Origin of the sequence: Agreia sp. Leaf283 (genome assembly GCF_001422485.1) — a bacterium.
Lineage (GTDB): Bacteria > Actinomycetota > Actinomycetes > Actinomycetales > Microbacteriaceae > Agreia.
In genome coordinates this window covers 1,259,420-1,277,247 of record NZ_LMNF01000001.1, presented here as the reverse complement: position 1 = coordinate 1,277,247, position 17,828 = coordinate 1,259,420, and the positions used below count along the sequence as shown (strand labels likewise).

At 67.9% G+C, this 17,828-nt stretch carries 14 protein-coding genes; 9 read left to right on the top strand and 5 right to left on the bottom strand.

Annotated features, from left to right (window positions below):
* The first annotated feature begins 26 nt into the window (after positions 1-26).
* Positions 27-1,391 (top strand): amidohydrolase, encoded by a 1,365-nt coding sequence (locus ASF51_RS05770; RefSeq protein WP_055927980.1) that lies wholly within the window; start codon positions 27-29, stop codon positions 1,389-1,391.
* A 107-nt stretch (positions 1,392-1,498) separates the two neighbouring features.
* On the opposite strand, the gene ASF51_RS05765 is transcribed toward ASF51_RS05770, so the two are convergent.
* The 3 genes from ASF51_RS05765 to ASF51_RS05755 are packed head-to-tail and all read right to left on the bottom strand — an operon-like array spanning position 1,499 to position 4,436.
* Positions 1,499-2,242 (bottom strand): creatininase family protein, encoded by a 744-nt coding sequence (locus ASF51_RS05765; protein WP_055926400.1) that lies wholly within the window; start codon positions 2,240-2,242, stop codon positions 1,499-1,501.
* Complete coding sequence (locus ASF51_RS05760; RefSeq protein ID WP_055926397.1) at positions 2,239-3,684, bottom strand: amidohydrolase; 1,446 nt, start codon at positions 3,682-3,684, stop codon at positions 2,239-2,241. Before ASF51_RS05760 ends, ASF51_RS05765 begins: the two co-directional genes overlap by 4 nt.
* Positions 3,681-4,436, bottom strand: coding sequence for a glutamine amidotransferase (locus tag ASF51_RS05755; protein WP_055926394.1), 756 nt, complete (start codon positions 4,434-4,436; stop codon positions 3,681-3,683). Before ASF51_RS05755 ends, ASF51_RS05760 begins: the two co-directional genes overlap by 4 nt.
* A gap of 125 nt (positions 4,437-4,561) precedes the next feature.
* Here ASF51_RS05755 and ASF51_RS05750 point away from each other — a divergent pair, with 125 nt between their 5' ends.
* The 6 genes from ASF51_RS05750 to ASF51_RS05720 all read left to right on the top strand — a co-directional run bounded on the left by ASF51_RS05750 (position 4,562) and on the right by ASF51_RS05720 (position 12,344).
* Positions 4,562-5,608, top strand: coding sequence for a BMP family protein (locus ASF51_RS05750; RefSeq protein WP_082479573.1), 1,047 nt, complete (start codon positions 4,562-4,564; stop codon positions 5,606-5,608).
* Positions 5,609-5,641: 33 nt separating this feature from the next.
* Positions 5,642-7,174, top strand: a complete 1,533-nt coding sequence (locus ASF51_RS05745) for an ABC transporter ATP-binding protein (RefSeq protein WP_055926391.1) — start codon at positions 5,642-5,644, stop codon at positions 7,172-7,174.
* Positions 7,171-8,268, top strand: a complete 1,098-nt coding sequence (locus tag ASF51_RS05740) for an ABC transporter permease (RefSeq protein ID WP_055926387.1) — start codon at positions 7,171-7,173, stop codon at positions 8,266-8,268. Before ASF51_RS05745 ends, ASF51_RS05740 begins: the two co-directional genes overlap by 4 nt.
* Positions 8,265-9,575 carry an ABC transporter permease gene (locus ASF51_RS05735; protein WP_055926384.1) on the top strand — a complete coding sequence of 437 codons (1,311 nt, stop codon included), beginning with the start codon at positions 8,265-8,267 and terminating at the stop codon, positions 9,573-9,575. Before ASF51_RS05740 ends, ASF51_RS05735 begins: the two co-directional genes overlap by 4 nt.
* A 45-nt stretch (positions 9,576-9,620) precedes the next feature.
* Positions 9,621-10,835 (top strand): amidohydrolase family protein, encoded by a 1,215-nt coding sequence (locus ASF51_RS05730; protein WP_055926381.1) that lies wholly within the window; start codon positions 9,621-9,623, stop codon positions 10,833-10,835.
* Between the two features lie 747 nt (positions 10,836-11,582).
* Positions 11,583-12,344 (top strand): hypothetical protein, encoded by a 762-nt coding sequence (locus ASF51_RS05720; protein WP_055926375.1) that lies wholly within the window; start codon positions 11,583-11,585, stop codon positions 12,342-12,344.
* 186 nt (positions 12,345-12,530) lie between these two features.
* Here the strand turns inward: ASF51_RS05720 and ASF51_RS05715 are convergent, their stop codons facing one another.
* Positions 12,531-14,168 carry an HNH endonuclease signature motif containing protein gene (locus ASF51_RS05715; RefSeq protein WP_055926372.1) on the bottom strand — a complete coding sequence of 546 codons (1,638 nt, stop codon included), beginning with the start codon at positions 14,166-14,168 and terminating at the stop codon, positions 12,531-12,533.
* A gap of 338 nt (positions 14,169-14,506) precedes the next feature.
* Here ASF51_RS05715 and ASF51_RS05710 point away from each other — a divergent pair, with 338 nt between their 5' ends.
* Positions 14,507-15,310, top strand: a complete 804-nt coding sequence (locus tag ASF51_RS05710; protein ID WP_055926370.1) for an alpha/beta hydrolase — start codon at positions 14,507-14,509, stop codon at positions 15,308-15,310.
* Positions 15,311-15,438: 128 nt separating this feature from the next.
* Here the strand turns inward: ASF51_RS05710 and ASF51_RS05705 are convergent, their stop codons facing one another.
* A complete protein-coding gene (locus tag ASF51_RS05705; protein ID WP_082479572.1) occupies positions 15,439-16,449 on the bottom strand; it encodes a cation transporter in 1,011 nt (336 codons plus the stop codon).
* 167 nt (positions 16,450-16,616) lie between these two features.
* Here ASF51_RS05705 and ASF51_RS05700 point away from each other — a divergent pair, with 167 nt between their 5' ends.
* Entirely contained in the window at positions 16,617-17,819 is a 1,203-nt protein-coding gene (locus ASF51_RS05700; protein WP_055926367.1) for an EAL domain-containing protein, read from the top strand.
* Positions 17,820-17,828 lie beyond the last annotated feature (9 nt).

Sequence of the window (17,828 nt, the reverse complement as noted above, 5' to 3'; positions counted from 1 at the left end):
CGCCCGCGCACCGAAGGAGCATGATCATGACCGATCCGCAGCCTGCCCCCGCCGACCTCGTCATCACCAACGCGGTCGTGCTCGTGCACAACGATCTCGGCGAGGTCGACTTCGCCGAGAACCAGACCATCGTCGTGCGCGACGGCCTCATCGAATCGATCTCCGAATCCCGGCCGCCCTCGGAGCGACCCATCCCTGCGCTCGAGACGATCGACGCATCCGGAATGCTCGCGATGCCCGGCTTCATCAACTGCCACACGCACTCGCCCATGGTGATGTTCCGGGGAGCCGCCGAGGACGTTCCCGAAGACACGTGGTTCAACGACTTCATCTGGCCTATGGAGGTCAACCTCACCGATGACGACGTCGAGCTGGCCACGAGGCTGGCGGCCGCCGAGATGATCCGCAGCGGCGTCACCACGTTCGCCGACCATTACTTCAACATGGATGCCATCGCCCGGGTCACCGATGAGAGCGGGCTGCGCGGGGTGCTCGGCTCCACCTACTTCTCATCCGACGGCGAGGCCGGGCTGGAGCGATCGCTGCAATTCGCGCTCGATTACCGTGGAGCCGCCGGTGGCCGCATCACCACCGCCCTCGCGCCGCATGCTCCCTACACGGTGACCGACGACGATCTCGCGAAGACCGCCGAGGCGGCCCGCGACAACGACCTCCTCGTGCACATCCACGCCTCGGAGGCGCGGTACCAGATGAAGCACAGCCGCGAGCGCTTCGGCCACACCCCCATCGAGACGCTCCGCCGTGCGGGGCTGCTCGACGGAAAGCTGCTCATCGCGCACGGCATCGGCATCGTGGCGGAGGACCTGCCGCTGTTCCTCGCTGCCACCGGAAGCATCGGAATCGGCAGCGCGCCCAAGGGCTACCTGAAGCACGGGCCCGACACCACACCCGTGCGCCTGCTCGAGTCGGCCGGCATCCCCGTTGGGCTCGCCACCGACGGGGCCGCCTCGAACAACACGCTCGACGTGTGGGAGAGCATGACGTTCATGGCGCTTACTCAGAAGGCGCTCGAACGGGACCAGACCTACCTGACCTCGCGCCAGGTGCTGGGACATGCCACGGTCAAGAGCGCCAAGGCCGTGCAGCTCGGCGACAGCATCGGACGCCTCGCCCCCGGGTGCCAGGCCGACCTCGTGCTCGTCGATCTGTCGGAGCCGCGCAACCAGCCGATCCACGACTACGCCAACATGCTCGTGTACAGCGCCCGCTCTAACGACATCGACACCACGATCGTCGCCGGTCGCGTTCTGATGAGGGGCAGGAAGGTGCTGACCATCGACATCCCGGCAGTGGTCGCCGAACTCCAGCCGCGCCTGGCCCGCCTGACCGACAGAAGCCACGGCAGGAGTATCCAGAACTACGACGCCTGACCCTTCTGCCCCCCTGCCCCGGCCGCGAATGTTGCCGAGCGCGACGGATGTGCCCGGGCGACCGGCAACATCCGTCGCCGCGAGCAACATGCGCCGGAGCGCTGCGGCTAGGGGCGCGGGGGGAGGGTGCTCAGGAAAGTCTCGAGCACCTCGAGGGAGGCCTCGACCGTTCGGGCGAGGATGTACTCCCCCTTGGCGGCCGTGGCAACCGACGGGTCGCCGAACACGCCGCTCGGCGAGAAGGGGTGCAGCTGCATCGGCACGGTTCCGAACTCCGGCGGAAACACCGGGTACTCGGCGACATAGCGCTCGGGATGCACGGTCGACGGGTCGATCGCCAGCATGATCGAGGTCTCGACCTCCTCGGCGTGGTTCAGCCCTGGAGCAGCCGGACGCGACTCGCGCACCTCGTCGATGGCGGCATCCATGCCGGGATAATCGAGAACGAGGGCGGGGATGACCCCCTCGTCGACGAGTTCGCGGGCGGCGAGTGTGAGCGGCGCCCGGTTGCCCCAGTCGCCGTTCACGATCACGAGCGCGCGCACCCCTGAGAGAACGAGCGAGCCCCCGATGTCCTTCGCGATCGCGGTCACGGTTCCCGGCGACAGCGAGACGGTTCCGGGGTAGCCCGCGTTGTTCCAGGTCTCGCCGTAGTGCACCGGCGGCAGCAGTACGGCGTCGAGCAGGGTCGCCAGCCGCCGTGCGACCTCCTCGGCGGTCGCGGTGTCGGTCGACAGGGGCAGCTGAGGGCCGTGCTGCTCGAGCGCGCCGAACGGCAGGATGGCGACGCCCGACGTGGCGGAGACATGCGCGGCCACCTCGGGCCAGGTCGAGCGAGCCGCCTCGATCACGGCGCGTAATCCTGGATCGAACGGCCGTGCGAGGTGTCGCGCAGGGCGGGCACCCGGCGCTGCAGCTCGTCGGCCACGCTCGCGACGTCGATGGTGGTGAGCCGCCCACCCGACACGACGACGCGGCCGTCGACGAGCACCGTGCGCACGTCGGAGGACTTGACGCTCAGCACCAGCGCCGCGGCCAGGTCGTGCATGGGCTGCATGTGCGGAACCAAGGTGTCGATCAGCACGATGTCGGCCGTGTAGCCGGGCAGGAGCGCGCCCAGCGAGTCGCCGAGCCCGAACGCGTGCGCGCTCTGCCGGGTGGCCAGGTCGAGGGCGTGCTGCGAGGTCAACCAGGTGGCGTCGCTGTGCACGTTCTTCTGCACCATCGAGAGGAAACGCACGCTCTCGAGCACGTCGAGGGTGTTGTGCGAGGCGGGTCCATCGGTGCCGACCCCCACGGTGATGCCGGCATCGTGCAGCGTCTTCACGGGCGTGCCGCCTGACTGCGCGTGCTTCAGGTACACCTTGCTGCACGAGGCGACCGCGACCCGGTCTGCCCAGGGTCTGAGCCAGCGCAGGTCGTCTTCGATGATGCCCGCGCCGTGCGCGATGATGGCCCCGGTCTCGAGGATGCCGGTGTCGTGCAGCACCTGGATGGGCGTGACCCCGAGCCGGTCGAGACTCGAGCGGGTCTGCGAGGGGCTCTCGGACGCGTGGATGTGGGTGCGCACTCCGAGACGGCGGGCGTGCTCGGCCGTCTTCTCGAGGTCGGCGTCGTTCACCGTGTAGGTCGCGTGCGGTCCCATCGCGGTGGTGATTCGGCCGTCTGCGGCGCCGTTCCAGCGCTCGGCGAACGCCGCGGACCGCTCGATCCCCTCCTCCCCCTGCGACGAGAAGAAGGTCGAGGCGAGAAGTGCCCGCGCGCCGCTTTCGGCCACGACCTCGGCGATGCGGTCTGTCGAGAAGTAGTGATCGGCGAAGCTCGTGACACCGGCGAGCAGCATCTCCCCCACGGCGAGCTGCGCGCCCAAGGTCACGTCGCGCTCGGTGAGGTTGACCTCCATCGGCCAGATGTGGGCGTTGAACCACTCGCTGGTGGGCACGTCTTCGGCCGAGCCTCGGAACATGGTCATCGGCGAGTGCGTGTGAGAGTTCATGAGCCCGGGAATGGCCACGTGTCCTCGGCCGTCGATGAGCGTCGTCGCCGCGTCACGCTCGGCCAGGGTCACCTCGACGCTGGGTTTCACCCACGCGATCGTGTTGCCCCGGATGCCGATGGCATGGTCGTCGAGGAACGTCGCCGTTCCGCGCGCCGCGACATCGGTGCGCGGCAGCGCGGTGTAGTTCGGGGCGGGCCGGGTCGTGCGACTGAGAACCGTCGCCCCGGTGATGATGGTGTGCACGGGCTGCTCGTGTGCCCGCCCTGCTTCCTGGGTCGTCTGCTCGTTCGTCATTCGATCTCCTCCCCCGCGAGCCACCGTATCGTGCGGTCGAAGAGCGGGGCATAGCCCGCCCAGCCCAGGAATGCGGGCGGCGCCCAGTGCGGCGCGAGGTCGGAGGTGAACGCGGCGTTTCGACCCGCGCCATAGCCTCCCACGGCCAGCAACGGATGCCCGGCGCAGCTCGCGAGCGTCGCCGCGCCCGGCCGGGTGGTCACCTCGTTGAGGCCGAGCAGCTCGGGCCACTGCTCGTCGAGCCCGTCGGTGATGGGATGCGCGTAGGCGAGCTGCGGCGCGGCGCCGGCCGGGAGCTCCACCCGGTCGTCGCGATCGAGGATCTCGACGGGAAGCGCCTCGGCGAGCGGCGTGCGCCCCCATCGCGCCTTCGCATCGATGCCGGAGAACGTGAGATAGCCGCCGACCATGAGGAGGCCGCCGCCGAGCTGCACGAACTCGCGCAGGGCTTCCGTGCGGTCGGGCTGTGCCTCGGACCGGGTGAAGGTGGCCGGGGGGAGCTGGAACGTGTTGGCTCCGACGTCGGAGATCACGACGACATCGGCGACCGCCGCGATGCCCTCGGCATCGGCGGGCAGGCGCGTCGAGATCTCGTGCGCCGGAATGTGGGTGACGTCGTGACCCGCCGAGCGCAGGGCGGCGACGAACTCCTGCCCGCCCAGAGTGAACTCGGAGGTGTGAAAGGAGTCGAAGCCCTTCTGGTGAACCGAATAGACGAACCAGGATTCTCCGAGGAGCAGGACGCGTGACATGGCAGCACTGTATACCAATCGTTTTGCACCCCCGGAGTATTTCTTATACTCGAAACATTCGGGAAACACTGCAAAGCGTTTTGCGGCGTACCGTCGCCCTATCGAACCGTCCGAAGGAGACCCTTTTGTCACGCATCCACAGCTCTCGCCTCTTCGCGGTCGGCGGCCTCGTGCTCGCCGCCTCGCTCGCGCTCACGGCCTGCTCCGGCAAGACGGCCACCACGGGCGCCAGCACCGATCCCGACCTTCCCAAGGTCGCGATGCTCTACGGAACGACGGGTGACTTCTCGTTCATGGACAGCGCGTACAAGGGGTTCACCGATGCGCAGGACAGCCTCGACTTCACTCCCATCGACCTCTCCAGCCCCAACACCGACGACTACCAGGACCGCCTCGACCTCGCCATCTCCGAGGGAGCCGGCCTCGCCATCGGCATCGGGTTCCAGTACGCGACCCCGATGGAGCAGACGACCGACCACCCCGACACGCAGTTCGTGGCCGTCGACATCGACAAGGGCACGGTCATCCCCGACACCACCACCATCTCGTTCGCCGCAGAGCAGTCCTCCTACCTCGTCGGCATGGCGGCGGCACTCGCGTCGAAGACGGGCCACGTGGGATTCATCGGCGGCGTCGACCAGCCGAGCATCCAGAACTTCTTCGTCGGCTTCGAGGCCGGCGCCACCTCGGTCGACCCGAACATCACGGTCGACTCCACCTACCTGGCTCCCCTCGGTGACTTCACCGGATTCTCCGACCCGACCAAGGGCAAGGAGGCCGCCGCATCGATGTACTCCAGCGGAGCCGACGTCATCTACGCCGCAGCCGGCGGATCGGGCCAGGGCGTCTACGAGCAGGCGGCCGCATCCAGCACCGACGCCCAGAAGAACTGGGCCATCGGGGTCGACGGCGACGTCTACGAGCAGGTCGACGACTCGATCAAGCCGTACATCCTGACCTCGGCCATCAAGAACGTGAATGTGGCCGTCGAGGACTCGATCAAGGCATTCCTCGATGGAACCCTCGAAGAGGGCGAGCAGGACTTCGACCTGTCCAACGACGGCGTCGGCTACTCGACCTCGGGCGGCTTCGTCGACCAGTACAGCGAGCAGCTCGAGAAGGCCAAGGCGGATATCATCGCCGGAACGATCACGGTGACGTCGGCGCTCTAGCCGAGAAGGACGCTCTAGCCGAGAAGGACTGGCATGCAGAAGCAGGAAGAGCTGGTGCGCCTGACGGGCATCGTCAAGAGGTTCGGCGCCTTCACCGCCAACGACCGCATCGACCTGTCCGTGAAAGCGGGCACGGTACACGCGATCGTCGGAGAGAACGGTGCGGGCAAGTCGACCCTCATGAAGATCCTCGCCGGTGAGGAGCACCCCGATGAGGGCACGATCACGATCGCGGGCGAGCCTCGCACGTTCTCGTCGCCCCGCGACGCCCAGCGCGCCGGCATCGGCATCGTGCACCAGCACTTCCTGCTCGCCGACGCGCTCAGCGTGTGGGAGAACGTGGTGCTCGCCGACGAGCCGGGCTCGGCCCTGCGGCTCGACAGCCGGGCCGCCCGTCGGAGCGTCGAGGAACTCGCCGCGACGAACGGTTTCCCGGTCGACGTGAACGCCGTCGTGCGCGAGCTCGGCGTGGGAGGCCGACAGCGCGTCGAGATCCTCAAGGTGCTCTATCGCGACGCCCGCATCATCATCCTCGATGAGCCGACCGCGGTGCTCGTTCCGAGCGAGGCGCAGTCGCTGTTCGCGGCGATGCGCGCGTTCACCGCCGAGGGTGCCGCCGTGATCTTCATCTCGCACAAGCTCGACGAGGTGCTCGACTTCGCCGACGAGATCACCGTCATCCGGGCGGGCGAGGTGGTGGGGCACCGCATCGCGTCGGAGACCAGCGCCGCCGAACTCGCCTCGCTGATGGTGAAGGTCGCCATGCCGTCGGTGAGCCCCCGCTCCCTGCCGCCCGGCGACGACGTCGTGCTCTCCGCCGACAACCTCAGCGTCGGCCTCGACGGCGAGGTCGCCGCGCTCGACGACGTGTCGTTCGCCGTGCACAGCGGCGAGATCGTCGGAATCGCCGGTGTCGAGGGCAATGGGCAGTCCGAACTGCTGCTCGCCCTTCTCGGCCGTGCCGCCAGCACCGGCACCGTGTCGCTGGGCGGGCACGACATCAGCGCCCTCACCACCGAGCAGCGCCGCGCCCGCGGCATGGCCTACATTCCCGAAGACAGGCACAAGGACGGTCTCGTGCTGTCGATGGCCCTACGAGAGAACGCCGCCCTCGGCTACCACTCGAGGGCTCCGATCAAACGCGGCCCATGGTTCAGCCGCTCCGGCGCCGCAGCGGCCGCCGCCTCGATCATCGAGAAGTTCGACGTGCGCGGCGGCTCCGTCGCGAGCCTCGCCTCGTCGCTCTCGGGCGGCAACCAGCAGAAATTCATCGTGGGGCGCGAACTGGGCTCATCCCCCGACGTGCTCATCGCCGCCCACCCCACGCGCGGCGTCGATATCGGCGCCCAGTCGGCCGTCTGGACCGAACTGACCGCGGCCCGCGATCGCGGACTCGGCATGCTTCTCATCTCGGCTGACCTCGACGAATTGCTCTCGCTCTCCGATCGCCTGCTCGTCTTCTACAAGGGCCGCATCGTGGCCGAACTCCTGCCCTCAGACGTGGATGCGCAGGAGCTGGGCGAATACATGACCGGCGTGCGGCGCCAGGGAGAGGCGGCGGCATGACGCGGCGCATCCTGCTCACGATTGCCGGCCCCGTCGTATCGGTGCTGCTGGCACTGCTCGTGACCACGCTCTTCCTCACCTTCGGCGGCTACTCGGCCGCCAGCGCCTACGAGGTCATGTGGAACTACGGCATCGAGCCGGCCTCGCTCGTATCGGCCCTCAACAATGCGGTGCCGCTCTACCTCGCCGGCATCGCGGCGGCCTTCGCCCTGCGCATGGGTCTGTTCAACATCGGTGTCGACGGCCAGTACCGGGTCGCCGCGCTGGCCGGCGCGGTGGTCGCGGCCAATCTGCCCCTTCCGCTCTATCTGCGACTGCCGATCACCCTGCTGGTGTGCTGCCTGGTCGGCGCTCTCTGGGCCCTGGTTCCGGCGCTGCTCCGCGTGTACCGCGGGGTCAGCGAGGTCATCACCTCGATCCTCATGAACGCCATCGCGACCACGGTCGTCGCCATTCTGCTCGCCAACGTCTTCCGCTCGGGCGGAGGGCAGAACACGGGCACGGCCATCATCGGCGCCGACGGGGCGATGCCCGCGCTCGTCGACCTGGGCATCGGCAACCGCACGTCGATCTCGGGCTTCCTCGTTCTGGCCATCGTCGTGGGCATCGTCTTCTACCTGATCCAGTACCGCACGACGTTCGGGTTCACCCTGCAGGTGGCGTCGAAGTCTCCTGAGGCGGCGGAATCGGCCGGCATCAAGGTGAACCGGCGCATCATCTGGGCGATGCTCGGATCCGGTGCGATCGCCGGGCTGGTCGGTCTTCCGCATGTGCTCGGCGTCGCCTTCCGCTTCGACGGCACCCTGCCGACCGACCTGATGTTCACCGGTCTCGCCGCCGCCCTGCTCGGCCGATCGCATCCGATAGGCGTCGCTGTGGGCGCCTTCGTGCTCGCGTTCGTCGAGCGCAGCTCGCAGGTGCTCGGCCTCGTTCAGCTTCCCACCGAGGTCGGCTCCGTGTTCATGGCCGTGATCCTGCTCTCGAGCGCCATCGGCTACTGGTTCACCGACAAGGCCGATCGCCGGCTCGCTCTGTGGAACGCGATCCGCAGCCGACGCAGGGCAGGCGCACAGACCGTGGAGGCATCCTCATGACCGACAGCAGTGGGGCCGCCGCCGGCCTGACCGTCGACGGCGCGACGAAGACCGTCGCCGCCGCTCCGCGCTCGCTCGCGCCCAGTCGGCGCACCCTCCGCATGGCCCTGCGCTGGAGCCTTCTCGGTTTCGCGCTGATCGTCGTGGCGCAGTACGTGGCCGACGCCCCCGGGATCTCGGCGTCATCCACCTGGGGTTCGGCCCTGCGCCTGACCGTGCCGATCGCGGTCGTCGCCATCGGCGGCCTGTACTCCGAACGGGCGGGCATCATCAACGTCGGCCTCGAGGGCATGATGATCGGCGGCACCTGGATGGCCGGCATCTTCGGCTGGTTCTGGGGGCCGTGGGCGGCGCTCGGCGGAGGAATCGTGGGCGGTCTCGTCTTCGGCCTGCTGATGGCCGTGCTCTGCATCGAGATGGGACTCAACCAGCTCATCGTCGGTGTCTCCATCAACGTCGTCGCCGCGGCGCTCGCCCGTTTCATGTCGGACATCGTGTTCAACGGGGTCGACGGCGGCACGATCTCGCGGTCACCGCGCATCGACGGCTCGTTGCCGAACATCGGCATCCCCTTCCTCTCAGGAGGATTCGGCACCCCTGATGCGACTCGCGCCATGGAGGCGTCGGGCATCCCCGTGATCACCCAGCTGGGCGGCATCGTGGGTGGACTCACGCGCGACGTCTCACTCGCCGCGATCATCGGTCTGCTCCTCATTCCCGCGACGGCATACATCCTGTGGCGCACTCCGTTCGGGCTGCGCTGGCGGGCTGCGGGCGAGCAGCCCGCCGCACTGCAGGCCCTCGGAGGCAGCGTTCACCGAACCCGCTGGGTGGCGGTTCTCGTGGGCAGCGGCCTCGCCGGATTCGCGGGCGGCTATCTCGCCCTCATCTCGCAGGCGTACGTCGAGAACCAGACGGCCGGCAGAGGATTCATCGGCCTCGCGACGCTCATTTTCGGCAACTGGATGCCGTCGGGCGTCTTCCTGGGGTCGAGCCTGTTCGGCTTCAGCGACGCCGTCGGGCTCGGAAGGCCGGAGACGTTCAAGGCGCTGCTCTTCATCCTGGCGATCGTCTTCGTGGCGATCGGTCTCAGCCGGATGTTCGCGGGCAAGCGCCGGGGAGGACTCGCGCCGCTCCTGCTCGGCATCGCCCTCGTGCTCGTTTTCGTGTTCGTGCCGCTTCCCAGCGAGCTGCCGACCGCCGCGCCCTACCTCGTGACCCTGGCCGTGCTCGTGGTCGCGGGAACAACGATGCGACCGCCGGCCGCGCTCGGCCACCTGTTCCCGCGTAAAAACTCGCGCGGCTGATCCCGCGCGCCCACCCGAACCCTCCCCCGCGCCAGAAAGAGCACCATGAACCAGCACCTTCCCGCCGTGGCCCTCTGGGACGGCACCACCGATGCGGGCATCCGCTCTCTGAGCTGGTCCCGATCGGGCGCCGACGCCGTCTTCGAAGAACCCTCGCGCCCGGCCGCCGCCGGTGAGGAGACCCCCGAGTTCAGCGTGATCCCCGGGCTCATCGACACTCATGTGCACATCGTCGGCTATGCCGGGCCGGGCACCGCCGACTTCCTCACCTGGCCACTGATGACGCGGGTCGAGGAACAGACGCTGCACGGCCTGTCGAACGCCCTCACGGCGATGCGCGGCGGCGTCACGACGATCCGCGATCTGTCGGCCGACGACATCCAGTTCTCGATGCGTCGCGCGATCGACGCGGGCGTCGTGACCGGGCCCCGCATGCAGGCCCACGGCATGGTGAGCATGACCGCCGGCCACGGCGACCTGTTCATTCCGCCCGCCTTCACGCAGCGCAAGCCCCTGGCCGACGGCCCCGATCAGTGCCGCCAGCTTGTGCGGCACTTCGCCAGGGCCGGTGCCGACGGGGTGAAGATCGCGACGAGCGGCGGGGTTCTCTCGGTGGGCGACAAGAGTTCGTGGCGCAACTACACGCGGGCGGAGATCGCCGTGATCGTCGACGAGGCCCACGCGCTCGGAATGCGCGTCGCGGCCCATGCACATACCGCTGACGGCATCGAGGTCGCCATCGACGAGGGCGTCGACTCGATCGAGCACGGCACTCTGCTGACCGAGGCGCAGGCGTCCCGGATCGCCGCCGCCGGCATCACCGTGGCGCCCACCCTGCTCATCAACGACCGCATCGCCGCCGGCGAGAACGGCGTGTCATCCGAGCAGGCCGACAAAGCGGCGCAGCTGGTCGAGAAGCGGGATGCCGGCATGCGGGCGGCCGCCGATCTCGGGGTCGACTTCGTGCTGGGCACGGATGCCAATGGGCACCACGTGAAGTTCGGCGATCAGATGGCGGAGGTGCGGTTGATGGCGCGCGTCTTCGGCTGGACTCCGGAGCGGGCCCTGCAGGCGGCCACGTCGCGGGCGAGTCGCGCGTTGGGGCTCGAGCAGAAGCTCGGACGGATCGCTGCCGGCCAGCTCGCCGACTTCGTCGTGATGCGCGGTCGGCCCTGGCAGAACCTGTCGGATCTCGACACCGCGAACATCGTGGCCGTGGTCTCGAAGGGCGAGGTCGTATCGGGAGAGCTGCCGCGCTGACTCGTCGATCGCGAGCATCTCGCGCGATGTCGTGCCCTCTCGAGGAACTCGTGCCCTTCGGAGAGGGTGTTGCCTGAGAAGGCCGTCTGCCACACTCGGAACATGCCAGACTCACAGCCTCCTGCGTTCCCCGGTGTACCTGACGATCCGAAGACTCCCGCGTCGCCCGAGGCTGTTACGTCAACAGAGCTTGTTGCACCAACAGAGGCTGTTGCACCAACAGAGGCTGTTGCCTCGACAGAGGCTTCGAGCACGCCGCCCGTTCCGACGACCCCGCAGTTCTCCTCTGCCCCTCCACACTCGCCCGAGCCGTCCGCCCCGATCCCGCCGTCGGCACCGGCAGGTGCGTCTGAACCGCAGTTCTCGTCTACTCCTCCACCGCCGTCACCTCCCGTTCCGCCGAGTGCGCCGACGCCTCCTGCACCGCCCGCACCACCTGCACCGCCCTCGCCGTCTGCATCGCCCTCGCCGCCTGCACCGCCCTCCTACAGCAGTGCCCCGAGCGCTCCACCCGCACCGCCGTCCTACGGCAGCACTCAGTCAAACCCTTTCTCATACGGCAGCACTCCTCCGGTCAGCGACTATGGAACGCCGCCCCCTGAGCCGCAGAGCTATCCCCCGACGAGCCAGTACTCGTCCGGGCAGTACCCGTCCGGACAAAATGCGTCGGCCCAGTACCCGGCCGCGCCGTATGCTCCGGGAACGATCAGCCCGAAGAAGGGTCCGGGCGGCCTCGCTCTCACGGCGGTGATCATCGGCAGTGTCGCGCTCCTCGGGTCGTTCATTCCGTTCATCAACTACATCACCGGGTTCTTCGCGTTCGTCGGCCTTGTTCTCGGAGTGATTGCGATCTTCCTCAAGGGACGCAAGAAGACGCTCGCCATCGTGGGAAGCGCCGTGTCGTTGCTCGCGCTGATCCTCTCGATTGTTCTGTCGATCGCCTACACCGGCCTCTTCTTCGACAGCGTCGATGAGGCCATCCAGAGCAACTCCCCTTCCGTCACCTCGGAGCCCGTCGAACCAGGCGACGACACGTCCACCGGCGAGCAGGGCGCCCCCGTGGCGGGCGACGTCGGATCGCGCGAGAACCCGGCTCCTCTCGGTTCGAGCGTCGAGCTCTCGCAGTTGGGCGAGCCGACCTGGCAGGTCACGGTCAATGCCCCCACTCTGAACGCCGATGCCGCAGTCGCCGCCGAGAACTCCTTCAGCGACACGGCTCCTGCAGGAACGTCTTTCGCACTGCTGCCCATCACCACGACGTACGTCGGATCGGAGACCGGCTACCCCGCCTACGTGCAGGTGGGCTTCGAGGCGGCCGATGGCACCATGTACAACCAGTACGACGCCATTGCCATCGCACCCGGCGGCATCGATGCGGTCACGGAGCTCGCTCCCGGCGCATCCGCATCGGGCAACATCGCGGTCGCGATCCCGACCACCGGGGTCGAGCAGGGCCTGTGGGTCGTATCGAGCCTCGACGGAACGAAGTTCTACTTCGAGGCTCAGTAGCAGCTCGTTTCCTGAGCCTGTCGAACAGCGTCTCGACAGGCTCGACGAACTGTGTGTCGGACTGACTCGCGTCTCGACAAGCCCGACGCACGAGGTGTCGAACTGACTCCCTTCTCGACGGGCTCGACGAACGGGGTATCGAAGGGCATAGAGTCTCGACAAGCTCGCCGAACAGGGTTACCGGGGTCACCATGGCCTGCCTGTTCGTTGGTGCGCGGCGGGCCGGGGTGTTCGATTCGGATCTTGCCAGCTCGGTGGTCTGACATGCGGCTTGCCGTGGATCATGACGAGTTGCCATGCCGAGGTGTGGATGGTGGAGTGGTGGAACGGACACAACAACGCGAGGTTGTCGATGTCTGTCCGTCCGGGCGGATAGTCCTCGCTCACCCACGGGGTCACGTGGTGCGCCTGACACCGTGACGGTGGCGCGGTGCAGCCGGGGATGACGCATCCTCCGTCGCGGGCGGCGAGTGCTCTGCGTTGCCTTCGGGTGGCCAGACGTTTCGTCTTGCCGTGATGCAGGATCTCGCCGTGCTGGCCGAAGAGGGTGGTGATGGTGTCGCCATGGCAGCGAAGCTGGTCGATGGTGCTGATGGGGATCGGTTCGGTGCTGCCGTCGATCCACGCGGCACCGCGCCCGGATTCGAGGTCGTCGAGGGTGACGTGCACGTTCACGGTCGGTGCCGCACCGTTCAGCAGCGACACGGACGGTGAGGTAGCGGCCAGCTCGAGGAGGGTCATGACCGCGTCGAGAAGCTTCTGCTCCGCCGTGCGCGAGTCGACAATGGTGTGGTCGTCTGGGGTGCCGCTCTTCGCTCCTGACGTCTGTTGCGACGGGTCGTTCGTCAGCGGGCCGTTTTCCTCGCCTCCGGCGATGCCCTGATTTTCGGTGATGCCTGCACCTGTGTGACCGAGATCGGTCGCGTCCTGGCTTGCCGTGTGAGGTGAAGGATTCGATGTGTCGGGCGTGCGCGGGCTGAGGACGGAGTCGACCGCGGCCAGGAACACGCCCAGTTGCAGCGGTGGGAGTGCGTATCTGCCTCGGGCCATACCGTCTGCGCCGACTTTCGGGTAGCTGAACCCACGAAGCGACTGTTTTGCGGCGTCGCGGGGTTCGGCTCCGTCGGGGTCGAGGTGTTCCCGGATCCGGATCGCGAGCCGGCCGATCTCCTCGACCGTGTACCGCCTCGGTACCCTCCAGAACGCGTCCGCGCCGTCTGTGCCGTCGCTCTCTTCGACGCCCGTATCCGCGTCGGAATCGGCGTCGGCATCGATGGCGGCATCTGCGACGGTGGCGATCGCGGCGGCGACCAGGTGTCGTTCGGCCCGGTCGGTGGCATCCGACCAGCCGGTACGGTTCACCACCTCGGACAGGGTGCGGCAGATCACCGCCGCCGTATCCACACCGACCTGACCTGCGAAGAACGCCGCCTCCACGACCGGGAAGAAACTCGGATTCGGGGTTCCCGAGATCGAGATCGATGACCGCAGCCGCTGGCCAAGACTGATGCGGGTCGCCGCGGTGCGCTCCGAGATGTTCGTGGTCGCGGCAAGGAGCTTCTTCGCTGACGCGAACCCGTGACGGTAGGCGAGACCGGCGGTGTCGAGTTCGCGGCGGGAGTCGTGCGCGACTTCGGCAGCGACCCAGGTTCGGGCTGCATCGCCGGCACGACCGATCGCCTCCCAGGCGTGGGCTGCCTCGAGCAGCGCGTCACCGGAATCGGCACCCGACCCGGCACCGGTGTTCACGGCTGCGCGGTTCTCGTCGAGGAGCTCACGAAGGCGCTCGGCGATATCGCCGAGGGATGCGTCGAGGAGGTCCATACGAGAAGTCAAACAGTAGCCACCGACATTGGGTCGACGGTGGCATTCGATGCTTGATCAGGGGATATGGGTGTGGATAACTTGGCCGGAACGGGGGCTGTGGAGGAGAGGAGCGCGGCGAGCTCGGGCGGCCCTTCGACAGGCTCAGGGAACGGCGGCCCCTTCGACAGGCTCAGGGAACGGCGGCCCCTTCGGCGGGATCAGGGAGCGGCCCCTTCGACAGGCTCAGGGCACGGCCCCTTCGTCACCCATCGCGCCCGAAAGCGCGACACGGCCACGGGTGCGGTTCTATGGTGGTGCACACAGTGTTTTTCCGATCCATCGAAAGGAAATCTCTCATGTCGTCACCCCAGCCCGTCGTCTTCATCCATGGCCTGTGGGTGCACGCATCCAGTTGGCAGCCCTGGATCGAGCTGTTCGAGAACGAGGGCTACACGGCCGTGGCCCCCCTCTGGCCCGGCGAACACGACACCGTCGAGAGTTCGCGCGCGCATCCCGACGACGCCGCCGACAAGGGCATCGACGATGTCGTCGAGCACTTTCAGAGCATCGTCGATTCGTTCGACGTGCAGCCCATTCTCATCGGGCACTCGTTCGGCGGGCTCATCGTCGAGAAACTGCTGGGCCAGGGCTACGGCGCCGCGGGCGTGGCCATCGACCCGGCGCAGATCAAGGGAGTGCTCCCCCTTCCCCTCAATCAGCTGCGGTCGTCGTTCCCCGTCCTCGGCAATCCGGGCAACCTGCACAAGGCCGTGTCGCTCACCGAGGAGCAGTGGCGCTTCGGCTTCGGCAACGCCCTCACCGAGGAGGAGTCGTCTGCGCTCTGGAACGCCTGGAACATCCCCTCGCCCGCAAGACCCCTCTTCCAGGCCGCCGTCGCCAACTTCACGCTGCACTCCGAGGCGAAGGTCGCCACCGACAACGACGACCGCGCACCCCTGCTTCTCATCGCCGGCGGCAAGGACCACACCGTGCCCGAGACCCTCGTCGACGCGACCCTCGCGCAGTACCGCAACTCGAACGCGGTGACCGAGCTCATCACCTTCTCCGACCGAGGCCACTCCCTCACGATCGACCACGGCTGGAACCAGCTCGCCACCGAGATCCTCGTCTGGCTCCGCCAGCAGTCGCTCGGCCAGTAAGCCGGATGCCCACGGCCGGGAAAGCCGAATGCCCACGGCCGGGCAATCCGGATGCCCACGGCCGGGCAAGACGGCGAGCGAGCAGGATGCCCACGGTCCGGTCTCACAGACGGGCCAGGATGCCTGGGCTAGGCCTGCTCGGGCGCCGGCAATGACGCCTCGCCCGCCAGCGACAAGGTCAGCACCGCCTCGGTGATGTACGGACTCTTCTCGATCTCGAGCGCCGCCAGCCGCAGGTCCTCTGCCACATCCCCCTCCCGGTCGTTGCCCACGAGGTCGACGGCGGCCACGAGGTAGAACTCCTCGGGGCCGACGAACTCGAGGTGCAGGTAGGTGACCCGCTCCACCTCGGGGGCCGCGAGCAGCGCCGTGAGAACGATCTTCTCGATCTCGTCGTCGGCGACCTGGCCCACGAGAAAACGGCGGTTGCGGTCGATCAGAACCAACGCGACCACACCGAGCAACAGCCCGACCAGGATCGACCCGACCGCGTCGTACACCGCATTGCCGGTGAGCTGGTGCAGAAGAATGCCGAGGAAGGCGATGACGAGGCCGGCGAGCGCCGCCGCGTCTTCGAAGAACACGGCGCGGAGGGTGGTGTTCGACGTGTCGAGCACATGGTGCAGCGTTCCGACCCTCCGTCGCAGCGCGGCGGAGCGCGCCTGCCGCAGCGCCTGGAGGAACGAGATCCCCTCGAGAACCAGGGCGACACCCAGAACGATGTAGTTGATGGTGTAGTCGGCGTCGCGTTCGGGCTCGAAGAGCTGCTGCACGCCGTGCATCACCGAGACGACGGCGCCGACGGTGAAGAGCCCGAATGCCGCGAAGAGCGACCAGACGTACGCCTCCTTGCCGTAGCCGCGCGGATGGTCCTCGTCGCGCGCGCGGTCGGAGCGTCGCTCGGCGATGAAGAGGAACACCTCGTTGCCCGTGTCGGCCCAGGAGTGCGCCGATTCGGCGACCATCGACGCGGAGCCCGTGAGCACCGCCGCGATCGTCTTGGCCACGGCCACCAGCGCGTTGGCGCCGAATGCGATCAGCACGGTGAGGGTGCTGTCCTGCTTCTTTTCTGCGGAGCCGCCTGCGGAGACGTCTGCCGAGCCGCCTGCCGAGGCTCCCGCCGGGGGTGTCGTGGTCACAGGGCAACGATGCCACAGCGCCGATCGTTCTGCTGGGCGGGATCATCCGAGTCTGTGCCCCGAACAGGGGATGTCGCCGAGTGTGCATCGCCGGGTGAACGGTGCAATGCTTGAGACCCGTGAATTCGTCCAAACGATCAGGCACCGAAACGCCCTCGGCGGCGAGCGTGGAACTCGACCGCCTCCTCGCTACCGGACTCCTCCGCACGAGCTTCGAGCCGATCTTCGATCTCGACTCCATGTCGGTCATCGCCTACGGAACTGCGGCCCAGGGCCCTCCCGGCTCTCCGCTCGACTCACCCACTGCGCTGCGGGCGGCGGCGGCCGACAGCGACCGGCTGGTCGAGGTCGACAATGCCGGACGGATCGCCGCGATGAAGACCGCGGAGCGGGCCGGCCTGTCGTTGCCCCGGAGCCTGTTCTTCCACGCCGAACCGGAGACGATTCACGCGCTGTCCCTCGACGACACGGCCCGGGCGCGACCGATGGTCCTCGAGATCCGCGGGCACAACCTCGCCGCAGCGGATCTGGTCGCCCTCCTGAAGTCCATTGTCGACATCCGCGACCAGGGCTGGGCCATCGCTCTCACCGAGGTCTGCGTCGATGACCATGCCCTCGCCCTGCTTCCCATCATCGCGCCCGACGTCATCGACGTCGATCTGCGACTCATCGGCGGCCTGCCCGACCAGCACGTCGCATCCATCGTCAGCGCCATCTCTGCGTACGCCGAGGCGACCGGATGCCTCGTGCTCGCGACGGGCGTCGAGAACGAAGGTCATCTCACCACGGCTCGGGCCCTCGGCGCGACGCTCGGCCGAGGATCGTTCTTCGGAAACCCGGGCAGGCTGCCGAATACTCTGCCCTGGCTCTCGGGAGTGCGTCCGGCGCCGACGGGTCGCCTCGCAGGGCTTCGACAGGACACTCCCTTCTCCGTGGCGGCGGAGCGTCGCGAGACGCGACCGTCTCACCGCGACCTGCTTCTCGAGATCAGCCTCTTCCTCGAGGCGCGAGCCGCGCAGGAGGACGGGTCGGCCGTCATCCTCGGAACGTTCCAGCACCGCGTGAACTTCGACGAGCGGGCCGTGGAACGGTACTACCCGCTGGCCGACACAGCCGCCTTCGTCGGAGTGTTCGGCCACGGCTTCGACGAATTGACGCTCAGCGACGCGGTGTACGCGGTCGAGCTCGACAAGGAGGATCCCCTCGTGGCGGAGTGGAACGTGGTGGTGATCTCGCCGAACTTCGCCGCCACCCTGACCGCACGCCAGGTGGGCGAGCCGTCCGCATCGAACGACGATTTCGAGTTCATCCTCACCCACGACCGTCGTCTCACCATCGAGGCGGCGCGCACCCTCGTGGCACGGCTCTAGGCAGCCGAT